Origin of the sequence: Frankia sp. Cppng1_Ct_nod, from assembly GCF_920656135.1 — a bacterium.
Lineage (GTDB): Bacteria > Actinomycetota > Actinomycetes > Frankiales > Frankiaceae > Protofrankia > Protofrankia meridionalis.
Genome location: NZ_CAKKTK010000054.1, coordinates 14,223 through 32,927, shown reverse-complemented (window position 1 = coordinate 32,927; position 18,705 = coordinate 14,223). Strand labels below are relative to the sequence as shown.

The 18,705-nt window shown below is 64.6% G+C and carries 18 protein-coding genes and 2 pseudogenes; 9 read left to right on the top strand and 11 right to left on the bottom strand.

Annotated elements, in window-relative coordinates:
- Positions 1 to 557: 557 nt before the first annotated feature.
- The 4 genes and pseudogenes from NBW77_RS15375 to NBW77_RS15365 all read right to left on the bottom strand — a co-directional run bounded on the left by NBW77_RS15375 (position 558) and on the right by NBW77_RS15365 (position 4,126).
- The gene (locus tag NBW77_RS15375) at positions 558 to 2,624 is read right to left on the bottom strand and encodes a SpoIIE family protein phosphatase (RefSeq protein ID WP_284346937.1); all 2,067 of its coding nucleotides are present in this window, start codon (positions 2,622 to 2,624) and stop codon (positions 558 to 560) included.
- Positions 2,625 to 2,774: 150 nt separating this feature from the next.
- Positions 2,775 to 3,083 (bottom strand): annotated as a pseudogene (locus NBW77_RS22860) (PAS domain-containing protein); the annotation flags it as partial.
- A gap of 150 nt (positions 3,084 to 3,233) precedes the next feature.
- A complete protein-coding gene (locus NBW77_RS15370; protein WP_131749078.1) occupies positions 3,234 to 3,581 on the bottom strand; it encodes a DUF202 domain-containing protein in 348 nt (115 codons plus the stop codon).
- The gene (locus NBW77_RS15365) at positions 3,578 to 4,126 is read right to left on the bottom strand and encodes a YidH family protein (protein WP_250279916.1); all 549 of its coding nucleotides are present in this window, start codon (positions 4,124 to 4,126) and stop codon (positions 3,578 to 3,580) included. The genes NBW77_RS15370 and NBW77_RS15365 overlap by 4 nt, the downstream gene beginning before the upstream one ends.
- 18 nt (positions 4,127 to 4,144) lie before the next feature.
- Here NBW77_RS15365 and NBW77_RS15360 point away from each other — a divergent pair, with 18 nt between their 5' ends.
- The 6 genes from NBW77_RS15360 (at position 4,145) to NBW77_RS15335 (ending at position 9,658) form a co-directional block, all read left to right on the top strand.
- Positions 4,145 to 4,348, top strand: a complete 204-nt coding sequence (locus tag NBW77_RS15360; protein WP_250279914.1) for a hypothetical protein — start codon at positions 4,145 to 4,147, stop codon at positions 4,346 to 4,348.
- Complete coding sequence (locus tag NBW77_RS15355; RefSeq protein ID WP_250279913.1) at positions 4,345 to 4,524, top strand: hypothetical protein; 180 nt, start codon at positions 4,345 to 4,347, stop codon at positions 4,522 to 4,524. Before NBW77_RS15360 ends, NBW77_RS15355 begins: the two co-directional genes overlap by 4 nt.
- A gap of 259 nt (positions 4,525 to 4,783) precedes the next feature.
- Positions 4,784 to 5,419, top strand: a complete 636-nt coding sequence (locus NBW77_RS22855) for a hypothetical protein (RefSeq protein WP_175324618.1) — start codon at positions 4,784 to 4,786, stop codon at positions 5,417 to 5,419.
- 1,387 nt (positions 5,420 to 6,806) lie between these two features.
- On the top strand, positions 6,807 to 8,222 hold the full coding sequence (locus NBW77_RS15345; RefSeq protein WP_502799491.1) for a cytochrome P450: 1,416 nt from the start codon (positions 6,807 to 6,809) through the stop codon (positions 8,220 to 8,222).
- 258 nt (positions 8,223 to 8,480) lie between these two features.
- Positions 8,481 to 9,011, top strand: coding sequence for a sigma-70 family RNA polymerase sigma factor (locus tag NBW77_RS15340; RefSeq protein ID WP_250279912.1), 531 nt, complete (start codon positions 8,481 to 8,483; stop codon positions 9,009 to 9,011).
- Positions 9,008 to 9,658, top strand: coding sequence for a zf-HC2 domain-containing protein (locus tag NBW77_RS15335; RefSeq protein WP_131744776.1), 651 nt, complete (start codon positions 9,008 to 9,010; stop codon positions 9,656 to 9,658). Before NBW77_RS15340 ends, NBW77_RS15335 begins: the two co-directional genes overlap by 4 nt.
- A gap of 48 nt (positions 9,659 to 9,706) precedes the next feature.
- Here NBW77_RS15335 and NBW77_RS15330 read toward each other — a convergent pair whose 3' ends face one another.
- Complete coding sequence (locus tag NBW77_RS15330) at positions 9,707 to 10,573, bottom strand: serine/threonine-protein kinase (protein ID WP_131744777.1); 867 nt, start codon at positions 10,571 to 10,573, stop codon at positions 9,707 to 9,709.
- Positions 10,570 to 12,414: an ABC transporter ATP-binding protein gene (locus tag NBW77_RS15325; protein WP_250279911.1), complete on the bottom strand. Its 1,845-nt coding sequence runs from the start codon at positions 12,412 to 12,414 to the stop codon at positions 10,570 to 10,572. Before NBW77_RS15325 ends, NBW77_RS15330 begins: the two co-directional genes overlap by 4 nt.
- A gap of 623 nt (positions 12,415 to 13,037) precedes the next feature.
- On the opposite strand from NBW77_RS15325, the gene NBW77_RS15320 reads away from it, so the two are divergent.
- From NBW77_RS15320 to NBW77_RS15310, 3 genes are all read left to right on the top strand, one after another.
- Entirely contained in the window at positions 13,038 to 13,532 is a 495-nt protein-coding gene (locus NBW77_RS15320) for a COG4315 family predicted lipoprotein (protein ID WP_217497578.1), read from the top strand.
- Positions 13,533 to 13,591: 59 nt separating this feature from the next.
- The gene (locus NBW77_RS15315) at positions 13,592 to 13,861 is read left to right on the top strand and encodes a hypothetical protein (RefSeq protein ID WP_131744779.1); all 270 of its coding nucleotides are present in this window, start codon (positions 13,592 to 13,594) and stop codon (positions 13,859 to 13,861) included.
- 540 nt (positions 13,862 to 14,401) lie between these two features.
- On the top strand, positions 14,402 to 14,692 hold the full coding sequence (locus NBW77_RS15310; protein WP_131744780.1) for a hypothetical protein: 291 nt from the start codon (positions 14,402 to 14,404) through the stop codon (positions 14,690 to 14,692).
- On the opposite strand, the gene NBW77_RS15305 is transcribed toward NBW77_RS15310, so the two are convergent.
- The 5 genes and pseudogenes from NBW77_RS15305 to NBW77_RS15285 all read right to left on the bottom strand — a co-directional run bounded on the left by NBW77_RS15305 (position 14,685) and on the right by NBW77_RS15285 (position 18,670).
- Positions 14,685 to 15,671 carry an MvdC/MvdD family ATP grasp protein gene (locus NBW77_RS15305; protein WP_131744781.1) on the bottom strand — a complete coding sequence of 329 codons (987 nt, stop codon included), beginning with the start codon at positions 15,669 to 15,671 and terminating at the stop codon, positions 14,685 to 14,687. The two genes, NBW77_RS15310 and NBW77_RS15305, sit on opposite strands and share 8 nt — an antisense overlap.
- A 17-nt stretch (positions 15,672 to 15,688) precedes the next feature.
- Positions 15,689 to 16,309: a GNAT family N-acetyltransferase gene (locus NBW77_RS15300; RefSeq protein WP_165485747.1), complete on the bottom strand. Its 621-nt coding sequence runs from the start codon at positions 16,307 to 16,309 to the stop codon at positions 15,689 to 15,691.
- A 239-nt stretch (positions 16,310 to 16,548) separates the two neighbouring features.
- Positions 16,549 to 17,145, bottom strand: coding sequence for an ATP-binding cassette domain-containing protein (locus tag NBW77_RS15295; RefSeq protein WP_242605495.1), 597 nt, complete (start codon positions 17,143 to 17,145; stop codon positions 16,549 to 16,551).
- A 210-nt stretch (positions 17,146 to 17,355) separates the two neighbouring features.
- Positions 17,356 to 18,318 (bottom strand): annotated as a pseudogene (locus NBW77_RS15290) (ABC transporter transmembrane domain-containing protein); the annotation flags it as partial.
- 1 nt (position 18,319) lies between these two features.
- The gene (locus NBW77_RS15285) at positions 18,320 to 18,670 is read right to left on the bottom strand and encodes a hypothetical protein (protein WP_131744785.1); all 351 of its coding nucleotides are present in this window, start codon (positions 18,668 to 18,670) and stop codon (positions 18,320 to 18,322) included.
- Positions 18,671 to 18,705: the final 35 nt, after the last annotated feature.

Sequence of the window (18,705 nt, the reverse complement as noted above, 5' to 3'; positions counted from 1 at the left end):
CGGTTCCTGGGGTATTCGCTGCGGAGACAGTCGTTTGAGCCGTTCCGGTGGCGCCGGGTGGTGGCGCATGAGGCCGGTTGGTGCAATCAACCTTGACATCAGGTACCGGTAGAGGTGACCCCGGTTCCTGCCCAGCGTGAGATTACGTATGAGATGGAGTACACCTATGGCATCACGGTCACTGTTTTCGTCGCTACCGCCTGGTGAGGAGCTGCGCGTCTCCAGACGTTCGACCGTGGCGGATCTGCCGCTGTTCCAGGAGCCGGTGTACCCGCCGGGGACTGTTCAGCCGGTCGATGACGAGCCCGACGACAACCGGACCCCTCCCGGATTCACCGCAACATGGGAAGCGGGAACGTTGCCGCGTGCCGCTGGGGAGGGCAAGCGTCCGACGGCGTCGCGAACGGGCCGAGCGGGAAGAACTGTCCGCGGCCGCTGACCTCCGCGTCATGCCGACCGCCGACCGCTGACGCTGACGAAAGACCCGCCGGTAATGACCGGCTGTCCCGGGCCTGCCGCGAACGACGACGTTCGCGCGGTCGAGGCCCATGTTCGACTCAGAACGTGGGGAGGGGCTGTTCGGCCCAGATGGTCTTGCCGGTGGATGTGTGGCGAGTGCCCCAGCGTTTCGTGAGTTGGGCGACGAGGAGCAGCCCGCGTCCGCCTTCGTCAAGACTGTGCGCACGGCGCAGATGTGGGGCAGCGCTGCTGGCGTCGGAGACCTCGCAGATGAGGGTGCTGTCCAGAATCAACCGGACCTGGATCGGGCCGCAGGCGTGGCGGATGGCGTTGGTGACGAGCTCGCTGACGACCAGTTCAGTAGTGAAGATGGCATGTTCCAGTCCCCACGCAGCGAGTTGGTGCGATGCCTGCGCGCGGATGTGGGCGACCACAGCAGGGTCGGCAGGCAGGTCCCAGGCCGCGATCTGGCCGGGATCCAGGGTGCGGGTGCGTGCGACGAGCAGGGCAACGTCATCTTCGGGATGTTCAGGGAGCAGGGTGTCCAGCACGGTGTCGCAGAGGACCTCCAACGAGCGAGCCGGGATGGTGAGGGCATGGCGTAGCGCATCGAGCCCTACATCGATGTCGCGGGAACGGGATTCGACCAGGCCGTCGGTGTAGAGGACGAGCAGACTGCCTTCGGGTAGTTCGACTTCCATGGCCTCGAACGGCAGGGCACCCACCCCGAGCGGAGGGCCTACGGGCATGGTGAGAAAGTCGACCGTGCCGTCTGGTGCGACCACGGCGGGCAGGGGGTGCCCGGCGCTGGCCAGCGAGCAGTAGCGGGACACCGGGTCGTAGACGGCGTACAGACAGGTCGCGCCGATGTCAGTGCCAGGGTCGCTGCCGGAAAAGGCGTTGTCCTCCATGCTGAGGCGCGAGACCACGTCGTCGAGACGGGTGAGGAGCTCCTCGGGAGCCGGGTCGGCGTCGGCGAGGGTGCGCACGGCGGTACGTAGCCGGCCCATGGTCGCGGCCGCGTGGATGCCGTGGCCGACGACGTCACCGACGACCAGGGCGACCCGCGCGCCGGACAGCGGGATCACGTCGTACCAGTCGCCGCCGACCCCGAGCTGGGAACCGGTGGGCCGGTAGCGGGAAGCGACCTGCACCGCCGTCTGGTCGGGCAGCCGTTGGGGGAGCAGGCTGCGCTGGAGGGTGAGGGCGGTGTTGCGCTCGCGGGTGTAGCGGCGGGCGTTGTCGATGGAGACGGCCGCCCTGGCGCCGAGCTCCTCCGCAAGGAGCAGGTCTTCCTGCCCGAAGGGTTCCGGACGGCGGTGGCGTGCGAACACGGCTATGCCGAGGGTGGTCCCACGGGCACGCAACGGTACGAACATGACCGAATGAAAGCCGAGATAGCTGGCGATGACATTCCGGGTTGGATCGTCGGCGATCCACTGCGCGATGTCGGATTCCAGGATCTGGTACAGGCTGGGCCGGCCGGTGGCCAGGGCACAGGCCGGCGGCGAGAACTCCGGATAGGTGTCCACCTGCCCCAGCTTGACCACGGCATAGGGGCTGCCTTCGACGACCGACTGATGTGCGCTGCGGCGCAGGGCGACCGGGCCGACAACCGGACCGGGAACGGGTTCGTCGCCGTGATACACCGATTCGAGCAGGTCGACGCTGACCCAGTCCGCGAGCCGGGGGACAGCCATGTCGGCAAGTTCCTGAGCGGTCCGCGTCACGTCCAGGGTGCTGCCGATACGGGTGCTGGCCTCGTCGAGCAGGGCGAGGCGTTGCCGGGCCCAGTGCTGTTCGCTGACGTCGAACGCGGCTGCGAACACGCCCAGTACCCGGCCGGTTGGGTCCGTGATGGGTGACATGCTGGTGGCCCAGGCATGTTCGCGGGGTTCGCCCGGTGCCCGGACGTGATTCTCGTAGATCACCGATTTGCCGGTCTGCGCCACATGACGCAGTTGCTCCTGGAAGGCGGCGTAGCTGTGGTCGGGCAGTGCATCCATCAGCCGCTGTCCACGTACGGCCGTCTCGTCGTAGCCGATCATGGGAATCGCTCCGGCGCTCAGCCGCCAGAACCGTGCCTCGGAGTCGTAGACCACCATGAAGAGCTGGGACTGGCGGAACCCCCAGTCCACGATTGTCTGATCGTCCACACTCTCCATCGGATCCTCCGGCGTCGAGGGATCTCCCTGCCGGGCAGAACACGTAGTGCTCGGTGGTAACTCCCGTGGGCGAGCCGGGCCCCGTCCGCGTTCGTGATGCGATGAGCGGGGATGCGGCGATCTGAGGAGAGTGGAGGCGACCAGAAGCCACTGGGTGTTTGCAGCGGCGTCCAGTAACGGGTAGGCCCGCAGTTCCAACTCCACGCGGTGGCCGTCTTGATGGCGGACGCCCACGGTCCCGTTCCATCCTTGCCGTGCCACGGCGGTCTGCCAGGCCGTTTCCGGAACGTCCATAGCAAGAAGATCGACTACGGCCCGGCCGATGACCTCGGCCGGCGGATAACCGAGCAGCCGGCAGGCACCCGCACTCCACCCGGTGACGACACCCTTTGCATCAACCCCGGTCACGAGTGCGTACGCCACGTCGACCAGATCCTCGAGGCTGCCGCGTGAAGCCATACCGTGAGTGTCCATCGTCATCCGTCTCGTTCTTCCCCCGCGAGCCCTTTGTGAACCGGCAGGTCATGGACAGAGATATATTATGATTACTTATGATTTGCTCATGCATATAGAACCGGATCTTGTCGTCCGACGATCGGGTCCGGAGTGTCACAGGCCGACGAGAACGAGTGCGAGTCCGCTCAGGCACAGCACCACCGTGGCGGCCGAGACCGCGGCGGCCATGCGGGGGACGGCGGTGTCATGGTTGCTTTTTGGTGCGGTGCCTGAGCCGTGGTATCGCAGGATCGTCCATAAGAGGATCGCGGCGCTGATCGTCAGGCCGAACAGTCCTGGTGCCTCGGCGAGCGGATGCCGTTGCCCGTTCGCGGAGTGGACGAGTAACGCGCCGAGGGCTGCGAAGGCCAGGCCGGTGCGTTGCCAGGCCAGGTAGGTGCGTTCGCTCTGCAGCCCCTCGTCCGGAACCTCTCCGTCGTCCTTATCGTGATCGGCACTCACTTCGGGTTGCTCCTGCCGGCGATGAGGATGAAGACGAACGAGGCGAAGCCGATCAACGCGATCCCGGCGCCGAGGATCCGTGGGAGTGCCGACAGCGGGAGAGGACGGCGCATCCGAAGCGCTCGTTCGCTGTCGGCCCAGTGCCGGTAGCTGGTGATGGCAACGACAATGGCCATGAGGACGAGAGGGATACCGAGGATGTGTCGGGCGCCGGGGACGGAGAAGCTCGGCACGATCTGGACGACGGCGATGCCGCCGGCGAGCAGGGCGAGGGACGTCCGGATCCAGGCGAGGAACGTCCGCTCGTTGGCCAGGGTGAAGCGGTAGTCGGGATCCTCGCCGACCGAGCGGACGTCCGACGGGTGCTGCCACCAAGCCCGCCAATCCCACGCCCACCGCCTCCGACTACTGCCCGGGCCGTGCATGCTCTGGTCGCCGCTGCCGTCCGGAGTGTCCTCGGTGTTGTCCTTCGGGTCGACCGGGTCGGTCACTCGGCGGGATATCTCGGCAGGTGATCGGCTGGACGGCGCCGGGGTTTCGGACATGCCCACCAGTGTGCGTCCGTGTCGAGGGAGGGCCGGGCGCAAGGTCCCCGGCTGCCGTTGGCGGCGCTGTCCATAGCGGTGCCCATGCCCATGGCCATCGCCGCGCTCGCGCTTCCCGCGTTCGCCGCGGGCAGCGTCAACCCGTGGCAGCAGTCGGCGTCGCCGGGTGGTCATGTCACCGTGACTCTCCGTCCGGCGTCCGGCGTCCGGCGTCCGGCGTGACGACGGCGAGCGGGGAGCTGCAGTTCGCTCGTGGGACGCCGAGCAACGGATCGCTGTTCCCCAACCCTGACAACGCCTACCTGGAAGCCTCGGTTTGGTTTTCCGGTGGGTGGCTCGACTGGTTCGACTGGCTCGGGTCACCTGCCGGGAGGACGATCCGGACGCCGGCTGGGTGACGGTCGCGGTGACCGGACACCGCCATACCGGCGGCGGTCCGGTAATCCCTTATTTACTGACGAATAACATCAATAGGTCCTTATATGCCGAACGGCTGATGATGTCGATATCGAGCATTATTGATTATCTTCGTGAAAGGATACGGGCCGTACGACCGGAAGTTATATAGCACGATGTTCTGTCTTCGGGTTGACTCCTCCTGCGGGCGACGTATGTTACATCTTGTAGAAAAGATATACCTGATGCAGGGGTGATCGCATGGAGCAGATTCAGGCGGAGCAGGTCGAGCAACAGCTGCGGGAGAACTGGCGACAAATCCGATACCAGATTCTCGACGATTTCGTGCAGGTCAGTGCTTCGGATCTTGACTCCGCCTTCAACGTCAATGACCTCGTTCGGCGGATCGCGGACAGGTCGCACCACACCGAGCCGTACGTCGAGAACCGGCTGTGGGAGCTTGTCGGCGTGGTGGCAGGCACCGCTCAGGCCCAGGAATCGGCCGCCCAGGGTCAGGGTCAGGCGGCCCAGGCACAGGCCCAAGGGCAGGGTCAGGGGCAGGTGGCCCAAGGGCAGGAGCCGGCTGCTGAGCAGACCGCTCAGGCTGAGCAGGCCGAGCAGACCGCTCAGGCTGAGCAGGCTGAGCAGGCTGAGCAGACCGCTCAGGCCGAGCAGACCGCTCAGGCCGAGCAGGCCGAGCAGACCGCTCAGACCGAGCAGGCCGAGCCTGCTGAGCAGACCGCTCAGACCGAGCAGGCCGAGCCTGCTGAGCAGACCGCCCAGGCCTCCCAGGCTGAGGGTGAGGGTGAGGGCCGGACGGCGCAGGGTGAGGGTCCGGCCGGTGAGCCCGAGCCCTTTGGCGGGCAGCGACAGTTCGGGAGGTCCCAGGAGCAGTAGGCGGGACCGGTGAGGCCTTTGCCATACGGACGCGCCGGGGGTCGCCGACGCGTCCGTATACATCCGGACGCGATCGACCTTGTCCGCGAGATCGGAACGCAGGTGTGGTGCCAGCCGCGTTGTGCGACACATCCCGCTCGACCATGCCCCACCGTCGCCCGCCCGGCCGGCGTTAGGACCGGATGCCACGGCCGTGGCATCCGTCACGATCCGATCCGTTGCGCCGGCCAGATCGCCGAGCATCATGCGGACTCGCTGCAACACCGCATGTACTCGAACCGGTATGGTTCCGGAAACTCCGTCCGTCTATGGTCGACCTCCGCGCCGCGGCATTCATTCCGGCTTCGGGGCCGGTCGACGACAATGCCAGGCTCTGCCTGGGAGCGGGCCGTCCTCGGAATGCAGGGCAGGCGGCATCGCCGACCTGGGCGCCGGCGTCGAGGGTTGGCTCACCTCGAATTACAGGTCTCGTTGTCGTGGTCGTGAAACGCGTTCCAGAGGTGGTAACCGGCCCGAGTCCGGATACTTGCTGTGACTGTATCCACGGCGATTCCCGTTCGGATTTTCCTGACCTTACCGGGAACTTTTGTCATGCAATTCATGAATTTTCGCCGCCCGACGGATGCCCGAAATCCGTCCTGGACTGTGACCTCGGATGAACCTGTGGGGGCCGTGGCGGGGCCGGTCCTGTCTCGTCCGCTTTCCGGATCCGATGAGAGTGCCGGCCCGCGGCGCCGTCCAGGTGAAGGCACCGGAGGGACGGCCGTCAGGCCCGAGATTCAGGATGTGAGCGGACGGGGTTCATCAAGCAGGTGGGCATGATCGGAACAGGAATCGACCATATAGGCCAGGCCGGTAGGGGTGACGAGGCACCCTCGGATGACGGCCGGCTTCGCGCAGCAGACACCTCCGCCGTCGGGACCACGGTCGCCGGTCGGGTGGAAACAGCGGCCCCGTACCGGCCGCCACTGTTCCCCGTAGTTGCCGAACCCCTCATCGCTCATCCGGTAAGGATCCCCCCGCCGTGGCGGGAAGGAATAGTACGGGTCTCACTACCAGGCATCAAACCGAGAGGGTTCCGCATCGGTCGTTGTGCTTCCCGGTATCCGTGGTCCTCGCCGGCTGTGGCGTTCGGTGGCGTTCGGTGGCCGGTGCGTCCTCCTCTGGATCGGACAGCGCAAGCCCGGCCGTGCCGCGCGGCACACCGCCCCAGATCGGTTCCGGTGGGCCGTGTTGTCCGCTGATGCTGGTCGGATGTCCACGGCGAACGTGGTCAGTGTCTCCGGCAACGCCGCCGAGATCGCGATTATCGTGAAGATCGGTCTGCTGGTCGTCCTGCTGGGTTGAGCGTCCCTGCCCCCGCCCGTGTTCCCGAGGAGGGTCCGCGATGACCTTTACTTCGCCTGCCCGTCGACGCGCGGAGTCCGCGCTGATGGGCGAGGAGACTGTGCCGGAAGTTACTGGTGGTCCACGCACAGTGAGGAGACTGTTGCGCGCTGATCCGCTCGCGGGCCTCATCGGCCTGCGCCGGACCTACGGTCCGATCGTGCGGCTGTCCTCCCGTCCGATGTCGCTGTTCCTCGTCGCGGACCCGGCGGCCATTGCCGACGCGCTGGTCGGGTCGAGCCGGGCGTATGGCAGGGGTGTGGTCCGCCGCGGTCTGGGTTCTCGTCAGACGGTCGTGGAGCCTCTGACCTTGGTACTCGGGCAGGGGCTGCTGACCAGTTCCGGCGAGGCACATCGCAGGCAGCGTCGGCTCATGCAGCCGCTGTTCCATCACCAACGGATCTCCGAGTACGGAGAGACGTTCGCCGCGTTTGCCGACGACAGGGCCGACCGCTGGCGGGACGGGCGGCTCCTCGACATCCACGACGAGATGATCGAGATGACGCTGGCGATGGTCGCGCGGACCTTGTTCGACGTTGACGTCGACAGCGATGCGGTGAACATCATCCGGACCGCTATCAGCGAAAACATGGTGGCCACCCGCAAGGCCCTGCAGGCAGGTTTCGAACTGATGGAAAAGCTGCCGCTTCCCGCGGCCCGGCGGCGCCGTGACGCGCGCCACGCCCTCGACCGGATCGTCTACGACCTCATCCAACGTCGCCGTGCCGCCGGAGCGGGCGGGACGGACCTGCTGTCGCTGCTGTTGTCCGCCCGTGACGCTGAGACCGGCGCCGGCATGGACGACACCCAGGTCCGCGACGAGGTCCTCACGATCCTGCTTGCCGGTCACGAAACCACCGCCAACGCACTGACCTGGACCTTTCATCTGCTCGGTCGGCATCCTGAGATCGCGTCCACGCTGCACGCCGAGCTCGACAGGGTCCTCGCGGGCCGGCGCCCGACGGTCGCGGATCTGCCGTACCTGCCGTACACCGACGCGGTGTTCGCCGAGTCGATGCGCCTCTACCCACCGGTGTGGGGCATGGGTCGGTACCTTCTGAAGGATCACATCGTCGGCGGTTATCTGCTGCCGGCAGGCTCGACGTTGCTGCTCAGCCAGTGGGTTGTGCACCGTGACGAGAAGTGGTGGCCGGACCCGGAACGTTTCGATCCGACCCGCTGGATCGGGGACGGACTCGACCCCGACCGCCCCCGTTATGCCTACTTTCCTTTCGGGGGCGGCCCTCATCAGTGCATCGGCAACGGTTTTGCCCTGACCGAAGGTGTGCTCGCCCTTGCTACGATCTGCCGCCGGTGGGCGTTCGAACCGGTTGCGGGTGTGGAGATCACACCCGAGCCGACGGTGACCCTGCGGCCCCGCGGCGGCCTACCGATGATCACCCGTCGACGCGGCTGACGGTTCCGGCGTCGGAGCTCCCTGCGAACGACAGGGTTGAGGTACGCCGCGTCATCAGCACTTCGGGACCATCCGTACGGTCCCGAAGCAGGACAACCGTGGCCGCGGGTGCCGCACCGTTCCCCCGGCATTCAGGTTGTTCACATCGCCCCCAGGCTCCGCCGTGTCGACTGTCTCGCCAATCGTGGACCAAGGGACGGTCGTGCACCACAGACCACCGAGTTGAACCGTCGGGCATGTACAGCCGTGATGGGGGATGTGACGGCTCGCAGGGATGGCCGGGACGAGGAGACGGTGCTGCGCGTTCTCCAGGAGGAACACGGTGGTGCCGTGTTCACCTACGCCAACCGGCTGACCGACGGGGACCGGGGACGGGCTGAGGACATCGTTCAGGAGACGTTCCTGCGGGCGTGGCGACGCCTGGACACGGTGGCGGACCCGAGCCGCGGCTCGATCCGGTCCTGGCTGCTCACGGTTGCCCACAACATCGCGTGCGACCAGTACCGGGCTCGGCGGTCGCGGCCGTACGAAGTCGCCCAGGCCGATGTCGTCGAGGTCCCCGCGGAGGACGACATCGAGCGTGCGATGGAGAGCTGGCTGGTCGCGGACGCACTGGCAACGCTGAGTCCGGCACACCGCGCGGTCATCGTGGAGACGTTCTACCGGGGCCGGTCGGTGGCGGAGGCCGCCGAGGCCCTGGGGGTTCCGGTCGGGACGGTGAAGTCGCGGGCGTTCTACGGGCTCCGGGCACTGAAGCTCGCACTGCGGGAGCGGGGAGTGACGAGATGATGTGCGAGCAGGCCGAACTGGCACTCGGTGCGCTGGTACTCGGTGCTCTGGAGCCGGTCGAGCGGGCGGCGGTGCAGGCGCATCTGAACGGCTGCGTCCGCTGCCGGGGCACGCTCAGCGAGTTCGCGGAGCTGCCCGGGCTGCTGTCGAGGCTGAGTCCAGAGGAGGCGGCATACGGGCTACCCGAACCGTCGCCGGACCTGTTACCGCGGATGGTTGCGGCGGCCCGGGGGGTGACGGTCGAACGCCGTCGCCGTCGCCGTCGGCGGCTCCTGGCCGTCGCGGCGGCAGCCGTTCTTGCGGTGAGTGGCACCGCCGCGGGTCTGGGCCTGTCCGGGTCCGACGTGCCGGCACAGACGGTCGTGTCCGCCACGGACTCGTCGACGCGGGTACACGCGATGATCTCGTTCGCCAGGGCCGGCGTGGGTACCAGCCTCACGGTCGCTGTCAGCGGGGTGGCGCCCGAGGAGCACTGCCAGCTCGTCGTGGTCGCGGCTGACGGTACACGTGAGGTGGCGGCCATCTGGGTCGCGACCTATGCCGGGGACGCCCGGGTGCAGGGCAGTACACGGCTACCACGCGAAGAGATCCGTGAGGTGATGGTGGTGACCGACGATGGCCGTCAGCTGGTGGGTGCACCGACCTGACTCCGGCGGTGAACCGCCGCCTCCTTACGGCCATGTTTGGGTCCGTGTTCACGGCTGTGCTGTCGACCATGGCTGAAAGCGGCCGAGTACCTCTGCGAGCTGGTCGGACGTCGGGCGTCCAGGCGGGTTGGGATCGAGGCACTGCCCGATGGCGTCCCGCAGTCGCGAGGGCAGGTCACGTCGCCGAAGCGGAGAGGGGGAGCGCCGGAGTTGGAGGTACTCGCCCGCGGCAAGCAGTGCAGACTCCCAGTCGTCTCGTGCCTCGAACGGGGCCCGGCCGCCTGCAGTTTCGTACAGGACGGCGCCGATACCCCAGATATCCGTCGCCGGTCCGACCTCGTCGCCGCGTGCCTGCTCGGGTGCGAGGTATTCCTTCGTCCCGAGCCCGTGGGGCATCCGCCCGGCCGGGCGGGCGAGGCTGAGATCGATCAACTTGGCCGTTCCGCACTGCGCGATGATGTTGGAAGGGTTGAGGTCGAGATGAAGGTGGCCCTTGCCGTGCAGGTAGTGGATTGCCGATGACAGCTGGATTCCGAGCAGTGCGATGTCCGGCACGTCGAGGCGTCGGCGGTCGGCGATGACATCCTCCAGGGTCGGGCCGGTCAGGGTTTCCAGGATGATGATCGGCTCTGGATACGTAATGGTTGTGTATGCGCGGACCAGATGCGGATGGCTGAGGGACTCCAGCAGGTGGCCTTCCTGCAGCAGCCGCTGACGTACCCGATCCTCATGGCGGTCCGGCCGGATTGTCTTCGCGACACAGATACAGCGGCGTTCTTCACTCCAGACCTCGTAGACGTCGAGCGCATCGCCGCGGCTCATATGGGAGACCACCTCATACCCGGGTGCGATCGGGTGGCCCGGGCGATAATGCTCGGGGTCGGCATTTTTCGGCGTCGAGACGGACAGGTTCATCGGCGGTCTCCGGTTTCGGCCTTGCGGGGTCCGTCGAATGCAGCGTGCCGCCAGAGTTCGCAGTACGTCCCGTTCCGCCGCAACAGTTCGTCGTGGGTGCCGCGTTCGGTGATGCCGCCCTGCGACAACACGACTATCTCGGCGGCATCCCGAGTGATGAGTAGACTATGTGAGATAAGAATGGTGCTGCGTCCTACCATGAGCCTCCGCATAGGAGCTGTCAGCCGGTATGCGGATTCCGCGTCGAGACCGGTGGTGGGCTCGTCGAGAATCAGGACGGCGGCATCCCGAATCATGGCGCGAGCAATGGCAATCCGCTGGCGCTGCCCACCGGACAGCCGGCGTCCGCGTTCGCCGATGCGCGTGTCATATCCATCCGGGAGTGCTGTGATAAATTGATGCGCATCGGCGGAGCGGGCCGCCGCGACGATGTCCGTGTCGGTGGCGCCGAGTTTGCCGTATGCGATGTTATCTCTTATCGTGCCATCGAAGACAAGGGTTTCCTGTAGTACGGCCGCGATGTTGCCGCGTAGACAGGAGAGATCGAGGTCGCGGATATCGACCGAGTCCAGCAGAATTCGGCCGATGTCGGGATCGTAGAAGCGCATCAGAAGCTTGGCCAGCGTCGACTTGCCGGCTCCGCTCGCGCCCACGAGAGCCAGTGTCCGGCCTGGTGGGATGCTCAGGGTCACACGGTCAAGCGCCCAGTCACCGCGGCTGGGGTACCGGAAGGACACGGCATCGAAGTACACATGTCCCTTCGGGTGAACGAGGGTGCGAGGAAACCTGGACTGCTGGACGCCGGGAGCCTGTTCCAGCAGTTCGATGACCCGCTCCGCGCCGGCCGATGCGGAATAGGCGGATGCCGTTATCCGGCTCAGCCCGCGCACCGGCACGTAAAGTCCGGCGAGGAATGTGAGGAATACAAGTAGCCCGCCAATGGACAATTGGTCGTTGGAAAGCTGCCAGGTACCGAGGCCGATGACTGCGAGTGCGCCCATGAGCTCCGTGGTCTCGGCCAACGGGGTGAACAGCGCGCGCAGCCGGGTGGCTGCCATTTCGGCGTGGTACTTGGCTTCGGCCTGGCGCTGGAAGCGCTCGATCTCCCACTGCTGCCGGTTATAGCCCTGTACCAGAACGGCGTTGGACAGTGCCTCCTCGGCGACGACGCTGAGTGATCCGGCGCGACGGCGCCGCTCCCGTGAGGCGATCTTAATGAGCCGGGCGAAGTGGCGGGAGACCAGCCAGAGCAATGGCACGACCAGGAAGGAAACCAGTGCGAGCTGCCACTGGATCAGGAAGATCGCTACGGTGTACGCGACCAGGCGGAGGGCGTACGACGTTCCGTCCCGAAGACCGGAAACGAGGAACGTCTCGATGGCCGTCACGTCGCCGGTCAGCCGAGAGATGAGATCTCCTATACGCCGGTTCTCGAAGAAATCCATCGACAGGCCCTGCATGTGCCGAAAGACATCGGCCCTAAGATCCGTCAGGAACCGCTGACTCAACCATTCCGACAGGACATCGTCCACGTAGGAGACGAATCCACCTAGCAGGGTCAGGACGATGTAGGCCGCAGCAATCGGGGGGAATCCGGAGAAACTTTCGGGAACCAGGACGTTGTCCACCAGGAGCTTGAACAACCAGATCTCGGCAACGTCGAGCGCCGGCTGCACAACGCTGAGGACGAGGACGAACGCGAGCACGGCACGACGGGACCGGCAATACGGCCAGAACCGACCTAACATCGTGAAGATCCGGACCGGCGGCGCCTGCTCGATCAGCTCCGCGGCCGCCTGGTCGGACGCCAACCGGTCGGACATGGCTACGAACGTCAACATGCGTAGCAACGCCCGACTCGATCGCCGCGGCCTCCTGCTGGGCGGAGTGCTACCAGCGTTTACGACGGATGTCACTGAATACACCACCTGGAGTGTGCGGCGATGGTCGTGACTCACGCCCCGCCGCACACACCTTTATCTCTGCACCTACCGACTTCATGAGGTGTCCGTCGGCCGGAGAAGGCGCGATCATGGCTTTTCTTGCGCCATCGGCGGCCTCGAAAAATCTAGTGGCGGTGCCTCGACCTCGACCTCGAGAGCGATCGCGACCTCGAACGTCGGTGCTTCCGGTGCCTGTGCGGCACATGGGCAGTGAAGACGCTCATGATTTCACCTCCTTTCTCCTCCCCCTGTACACGGGTCGGACGAGCCCTGGGTTCAACCGAACCGAGGATTTGTCGGCGGGAACCCAGTCGGCCCGCAGCAGTCGGATCGTCAACCAGGCCATCGTTTCGCGAGTGGCCTCAACCACGGCATCAACCCGGACTGAAGCGCTGGAACCCGGGCTGAACCGCCGGGCAGGCTCGGCCGTGATGGGGGTGTGACGGCTCGTCGGGGCAACCAAACGGTGCTGTCCATCGAGCCCGGCGGATGGAGGCCCTGTGAAAAGGACAGCCATGATCGTGTCCACGGCTATGGTGGCCGCTGCGCTCGCCGCGTGTGCAAGCAGTGGCGGCGGTGCCGGCGGTGGCTACGGCACACCGGCTCGGACGGCACCTTCGACGGGCGGTGGGGCGGCACCTGCCGCTGCGACCGTCGCCGTCGGCGCCACCAAGGTAGGTAACGTGCTGGTCGGTGGCAGCGGGTGGACTCTGTACCTCTTCGAGGCCGATAAGGGAACCACCTCGTCCTGCGCTGGAGCCTGTGCGACGGCCTGGCCGCCCTACATTTCCGTGGGCGCGCCCACGGCCGGTGCCGGGGTCACGGCGGGCCTGCTCGGCACGACAACGCGATCCGACGGGACACACGAGGTCACCTACGGCGGTCACCCGCTCTACTACTACGTCGGTGACACCAGCTCGGGTGACATCAACGGTCAGGGACTCAACCAGTTCGGCGCGAAATGGTATGTCCTGGCGACTTCGGGAAACAAGATCGATACCGGCCGACCGGGGTGATCATGAGGAGTGGCCTCCACGACATGCACAGGACTGCGATGACCATGAGAAGTCCGTTCGTGCCGACGACGCGCATCTCCCACCGGTGGCTCACCGGGATTGCCGTCCCCGCGGCGGTTCTCGCCGTCTCTTCGGCGATCTATCTTGCCGGTGCCCATCACAGTCCCGACTACGGTACGGACCTGTTCGGCCGGCACGGTGTGGCCGTGGTGCGACTCAAGGCACAGATCGCGACCGTGGTGCTTCGCCCGCTCGGAGGCCTCAAGGGGGACTCTAGGACGAAAATCGACGGTGAGTGGGCAGGCAACAGCACCCGATGTCCGTGGTGATGCTGGGGCAGGCTGTGTGGCTAGGCGGCCGGGGGAAACGGGGTCGCTGAGATGTCTGGCGGAAGGTCACCGCAGTGCCTGCCCCGACCTGATCAGGCCACCACCGACCCGACAACCCCAGGAAGGACCCCGCCGGGGGCGTGGAGCCCGGCGCCCGCGATGCGACAGTCGCGCCCCGACCGTCCCAGGAACAGGAAACCATGATCAAAACTATGGGACTGTGATCAAAAAGACGAGTCCGCTACCCCGGTAAAAAATCCAGGCCAGGCCAGGCCAGGCCACGGGTCACCCTTCCCACTACAACGGGTACCGTGCATATGCAGCGTGTAACACCGTCGGCAGGTTGCTCATACACGGCTCCCGCGTCCGCTCCTCGTCGCCAAACTGAACGACCGATCCTTCGGACATGGGACCGTCCGCTGTTAATGCCGGCACATCGATCCCCTTGGCCGGATCGACCGAACACAGCCGGCCATTACGTACGACGCATAATACACCGTTAACCCACTGGGTGCCCAGTGCCTGGGGGTGCCCAAGGCGGTGCAGAAGGCGATCGAAAGTGGGACCCAGAAGGGCGCGAGCCGGTTCATGACCTGCGAGCAGAGCCGCACCCGCCAGGAGGTGCGCGAGAATGGCGTCGTGCACGTCGACGCCATGGTGAAGGACGAGAGCCGCGTCGGTGAGTTCTGTTGGGTTCAGGAGGCGTTTGGTCTGGATGATTCCATGCACTTCGGCCCGTCGCCGTTCATCCCGTCGCGCCAACTCGGCCGGATTCCGGCAGACTCTGCGATCGAATTGATCTTCGGCCACAATGGTCGCAAGATTACGTGACATGCGCTCCTCCGTCACCCGCGAGAAGGTCAACCATGCTGTCCACCAATGGAAGATCGACGTGCTCCTCGAGCCACGCCCATTGCCCGTTACTGTTCAGCTCGAAAAAAACAATGGTGCCATCGTTCCCGACCGCGAGGTCGATGGCAGCAAAGACGAGGCCGAGTTCGTCGACAAGCTCAAGACAAAGGCGCTCCAGGCTCGGGTCCATCTCATGGACCGAATAGGTAAGATCCGTATAAGAACGCCGCCAGTCAAGGTTCGTCCGTTCAGAGTTCTGACTGTTGATTGCTACCGAGAATACTCGCGATTCCATGACGACAACCCGTAGCTCAAAAGCCTTCTCAATGCGCTCCTGAAACAGGCATGGTGCGTGCCGCACAGCATCGATCAACGGAAGGTCATCCTGTGTTACAAGTCGGGTGAACTGGTTGAGGGGCCGCGCCTCCTCCAAACCAACGATGATCGAACTCAGCGGCTTGTAGATGACTTCACCAAGTTCATCGATGAAATGACGAGCCATCTCCGGATCATTGGTTACCAGACTGCGAGGGACCGTGAAACCGAGCCTGTGAGCGACGGCGAGCTGGAATGGTTTATAGTCCGCGCTCACAATTTTTTCGGGATGATTAACCCATCGTACGGGTAGTGATCGCAAAACACCGCCGATCGCCATTCTTGACTCCGCAACAGCAAATTCCGCGCGCGATCCGGTGAGGCGATCGTCGATCCGAAAGAGACTGGGACGTCGAAACCAAACCGATCGAATCCTTTCGAGATCGACCCGAAAGTGTGAGCAGGACAAATGAGCACACCATCCCTGGGCATCGTTCGTAGCCGTGAGGGTGGCATTCAGAGGAAAATCGGCCGTGTGCACGCGCCATACCGGGATCTTTCGCCGTGTCAGCTCCTCGATCACGGCGTCGCTGTGCGGGTCGATCTCCTGAGTTAAGATCAAAACCCCGTCCTTCCTGGCCATCAATCCACCTCGAGGGTTCAGCCCAAACGCGGTCCCCACACACGCATGATTTCCCGCCACTCGTCGCGGTAGACCGCCAGAGTCAGGCGGTCCCGGAACGAGCCGTTATAGAACTCGTGCTCACGTAGCCGTCCTTCCACGTGGAAGAATCGGCCGTCCCCGCTGGCAAAGGACCGGTAAGACTCTTCGATGGCATTGGCGTACAGTTTTCGGTACGGAAGACTTACAAAGAGATAATGGATGAACACGGCGATGGCTTCGATACCGAGACCGCTACCCTGTACCGAGGGGTCCATAAAGACCCCGATCCACGCATATCCGGAGCTCGCATCTTCGTTGTAAGCCTCCAGCCACCCGACAGGGCGGCCGTCCGCCGCGACGGCGACAAATTCCCGCGCGGGGTCGAGACGCATGCGTTCCACAAAAAGTTCATACGTCGGAACCCGCCGATCTGACGACCACCGGAAACCCAATCTCGGATGACTTTCCAGGGAAAACAGATAGGGATAGTCATCCGGCCAGGTCGGCCTGATCCTTATCCGGCGAGAGGAGATCGACAGAAGAGGACTACCGTCTGCTTTTCCACCCTGCCGATCCGTAGGGCGTGCACGCCGATCAGCTAAGGGCAGTAATTTCATCGTATGCCTTTCCCGGCGGAGATATCGGGGGTTCCAGAGCAGTTTCCAGCTCAAACATCCGACTGTACACGCCATCGAGAGCCATCAGCTCTTCATGAGTTCCGCTCTCGAGTACGCGGCCACCGTGCAGGAACACTACAAAATCAGCATCCCGGGCCATTCGTAGGAGATGTGTGATGAGAATGCAGGTACTAATGGGAATCCTGGTTACTGGACCCGAGAAAATGCATCTGCGCAGGTCACGGGCCTGCCGGAGTCCAGCTACTTAGATTCCCTTTAGTACGACCCCGGCGGATTTCCTTGAGGGAAAGTCGAAGCTCCTCGGCAGTCGTACTGTCCAGATGGCTGGTGGGTTCGTCGAGGACGAGCACCCGTGGTTGCCGGACAAGGGCACGAGCAAGGACCAGCCTTTGCCGCTCCCCGCCAGAAAGACGCAGGCCCCGCTCACCGAGGACCGTCTCGTATTTCTGGGGGAGGCCCGCCACGACATCAGCCAGGCCGGCCAGCCGGCATGCGGCCGCTATCTCTTCATCGGCGACCCCCGAACAACCATAACGCACATTTGTGGCTACCGTGTCATGGAATAGAAAGGCGTCCTGACCCACCAGTGCTACAAGAGAACTCCGTTCTCTCTCCGAGATCTCCTGGATGTTCTTACCACCGATAAGCACGCTGCCGCGTTCGACAGTGGCCAGGCCGCTTGCCAGGTGGGCCAGTGACGTCTTGCCCGCCCCGGATGGCCCGACCACCGCCACGGTCGTACCGGCTTTGACATCGATGGAGACCCCGTGAAGCGCGAACTTCGCGGCGCTTTCGGCAGATACATTATTAGCCATGCCGTACCGTGGGCTACCCCTGTAGCTGAACCAGACGTCGACAAACTGGAGGTCCACATCGTGGCGTGGTTCTGGATCATCCTTGTCGACCGAGGTCACGGTGACGCGTCCGAGCCAGGCGAGTGCCTCGGCCACGCGTTTCAACGACTCGGCCGATGTCGCCAGGTCCGCTTGCACGCCGCTCAATGACGATGCCGGGCCGTATGCCTGGCCGAGCATGGCCAGAAATGCGATCAGAGTACCGAGAGTTATCGAGGAACGGCCGACCAGCCAGGCGCCGTACCCCACCACGACACCGGTGGCCATGGCTGTCGCGCAACCACTGGCGAAAGCTATGGCCGCACCCGCACGTATTCGTGTGATCGAAAATCCGGCGTAATTCTCCGAAAGGCCATGAAAGCGCTTCGTCTCGCGGTCCGCGGTGTCGCTGGTTATGACGAGTGCGGCCCCACCCACATCAAGTGTCTGACTCATTCTACTGACCAGCTCGGTGGCAGTCTCCATCGCACGCCGGCTGGCCGTCGACACTCGACGGGAACCAAACTTCGACACAGCGACGACCACAGGGAGCAGAGCCAGTACCGCGATGGTCAGTCGCCAATCAAGAATGAACAGCTAGCCGACCATCACCGCGAGTGACAATAGATCGACGGCGGCGGTCGGCACAGTTGCAATGGCTGCGATCTGGGCTATTGTGGCGTCATTCATTACGCGGGAGACGAACTCTCCGGAATGCGTGGTCGTGAAGGCGTTGAAGGGTAGGCGTAGATAGGTCGTGTAGAGCCGATCGCGCAACTGATGTGATATCGACTCACCAGCCTGCGACTGGATCGAGGCCCGTGCGTACCCTAAGGCAGCCTCCGCAACAAGAACCAAGCTCAGTAGCGCACCCCAGATCGTGATTGCCGTCGTACCACCTCGGGGCAGGGCGTCGTCAACCAGCTCGCGAATGATTATCGACGGCACGACGGCCAGCAGTGCGTTTACCAGCCCGATGGCAAGCAGCCGGAGGATGGCAGACCTGTTGACTGCGAGCGCGTTCCGCAGGAGTGCGCCTGCCTGTGCGTCCTGAACCGCCCAGACGGACAGACGTGTGGATACCGACCGGAGCAGCCTTCGCCACTGACGTCGTCCGTTTCCTTTCTGCCCGGCTCCGGCCCGTTTCCACGCCACGTCAGTCGCTATTACAGTCGATCGTCGTGTCCAGGAAAAGACCGGTGAACTTGGTTGTCGTATTGATGGAAGTGGAGCTCTTCTTCTTCATGGTGGGACCACCAGTGAGGTCAACCCCGTTGGCGGGGTCGGGAACATGAGGCTCGGCACTCAACAAACCGAAAGGCTGTGCTGCCGCTACCGGCTCCAGGACCGGTACCGAGGCGGTAGGAAATGCCAGGATGAACTCGTAGGCGAAAGGGAAACCGGGCGACGTGAGTTCGACCCGGGGCGCGGGCTGCGCACTGTCAACAAACAGATCGATTTCTCGACCGTTCAGGCGACGGGCCTCGGTGATAGGTGTGCTTGACATACGGATCTCCTTCTTTGCGTCCCTGGAGTGGGAGG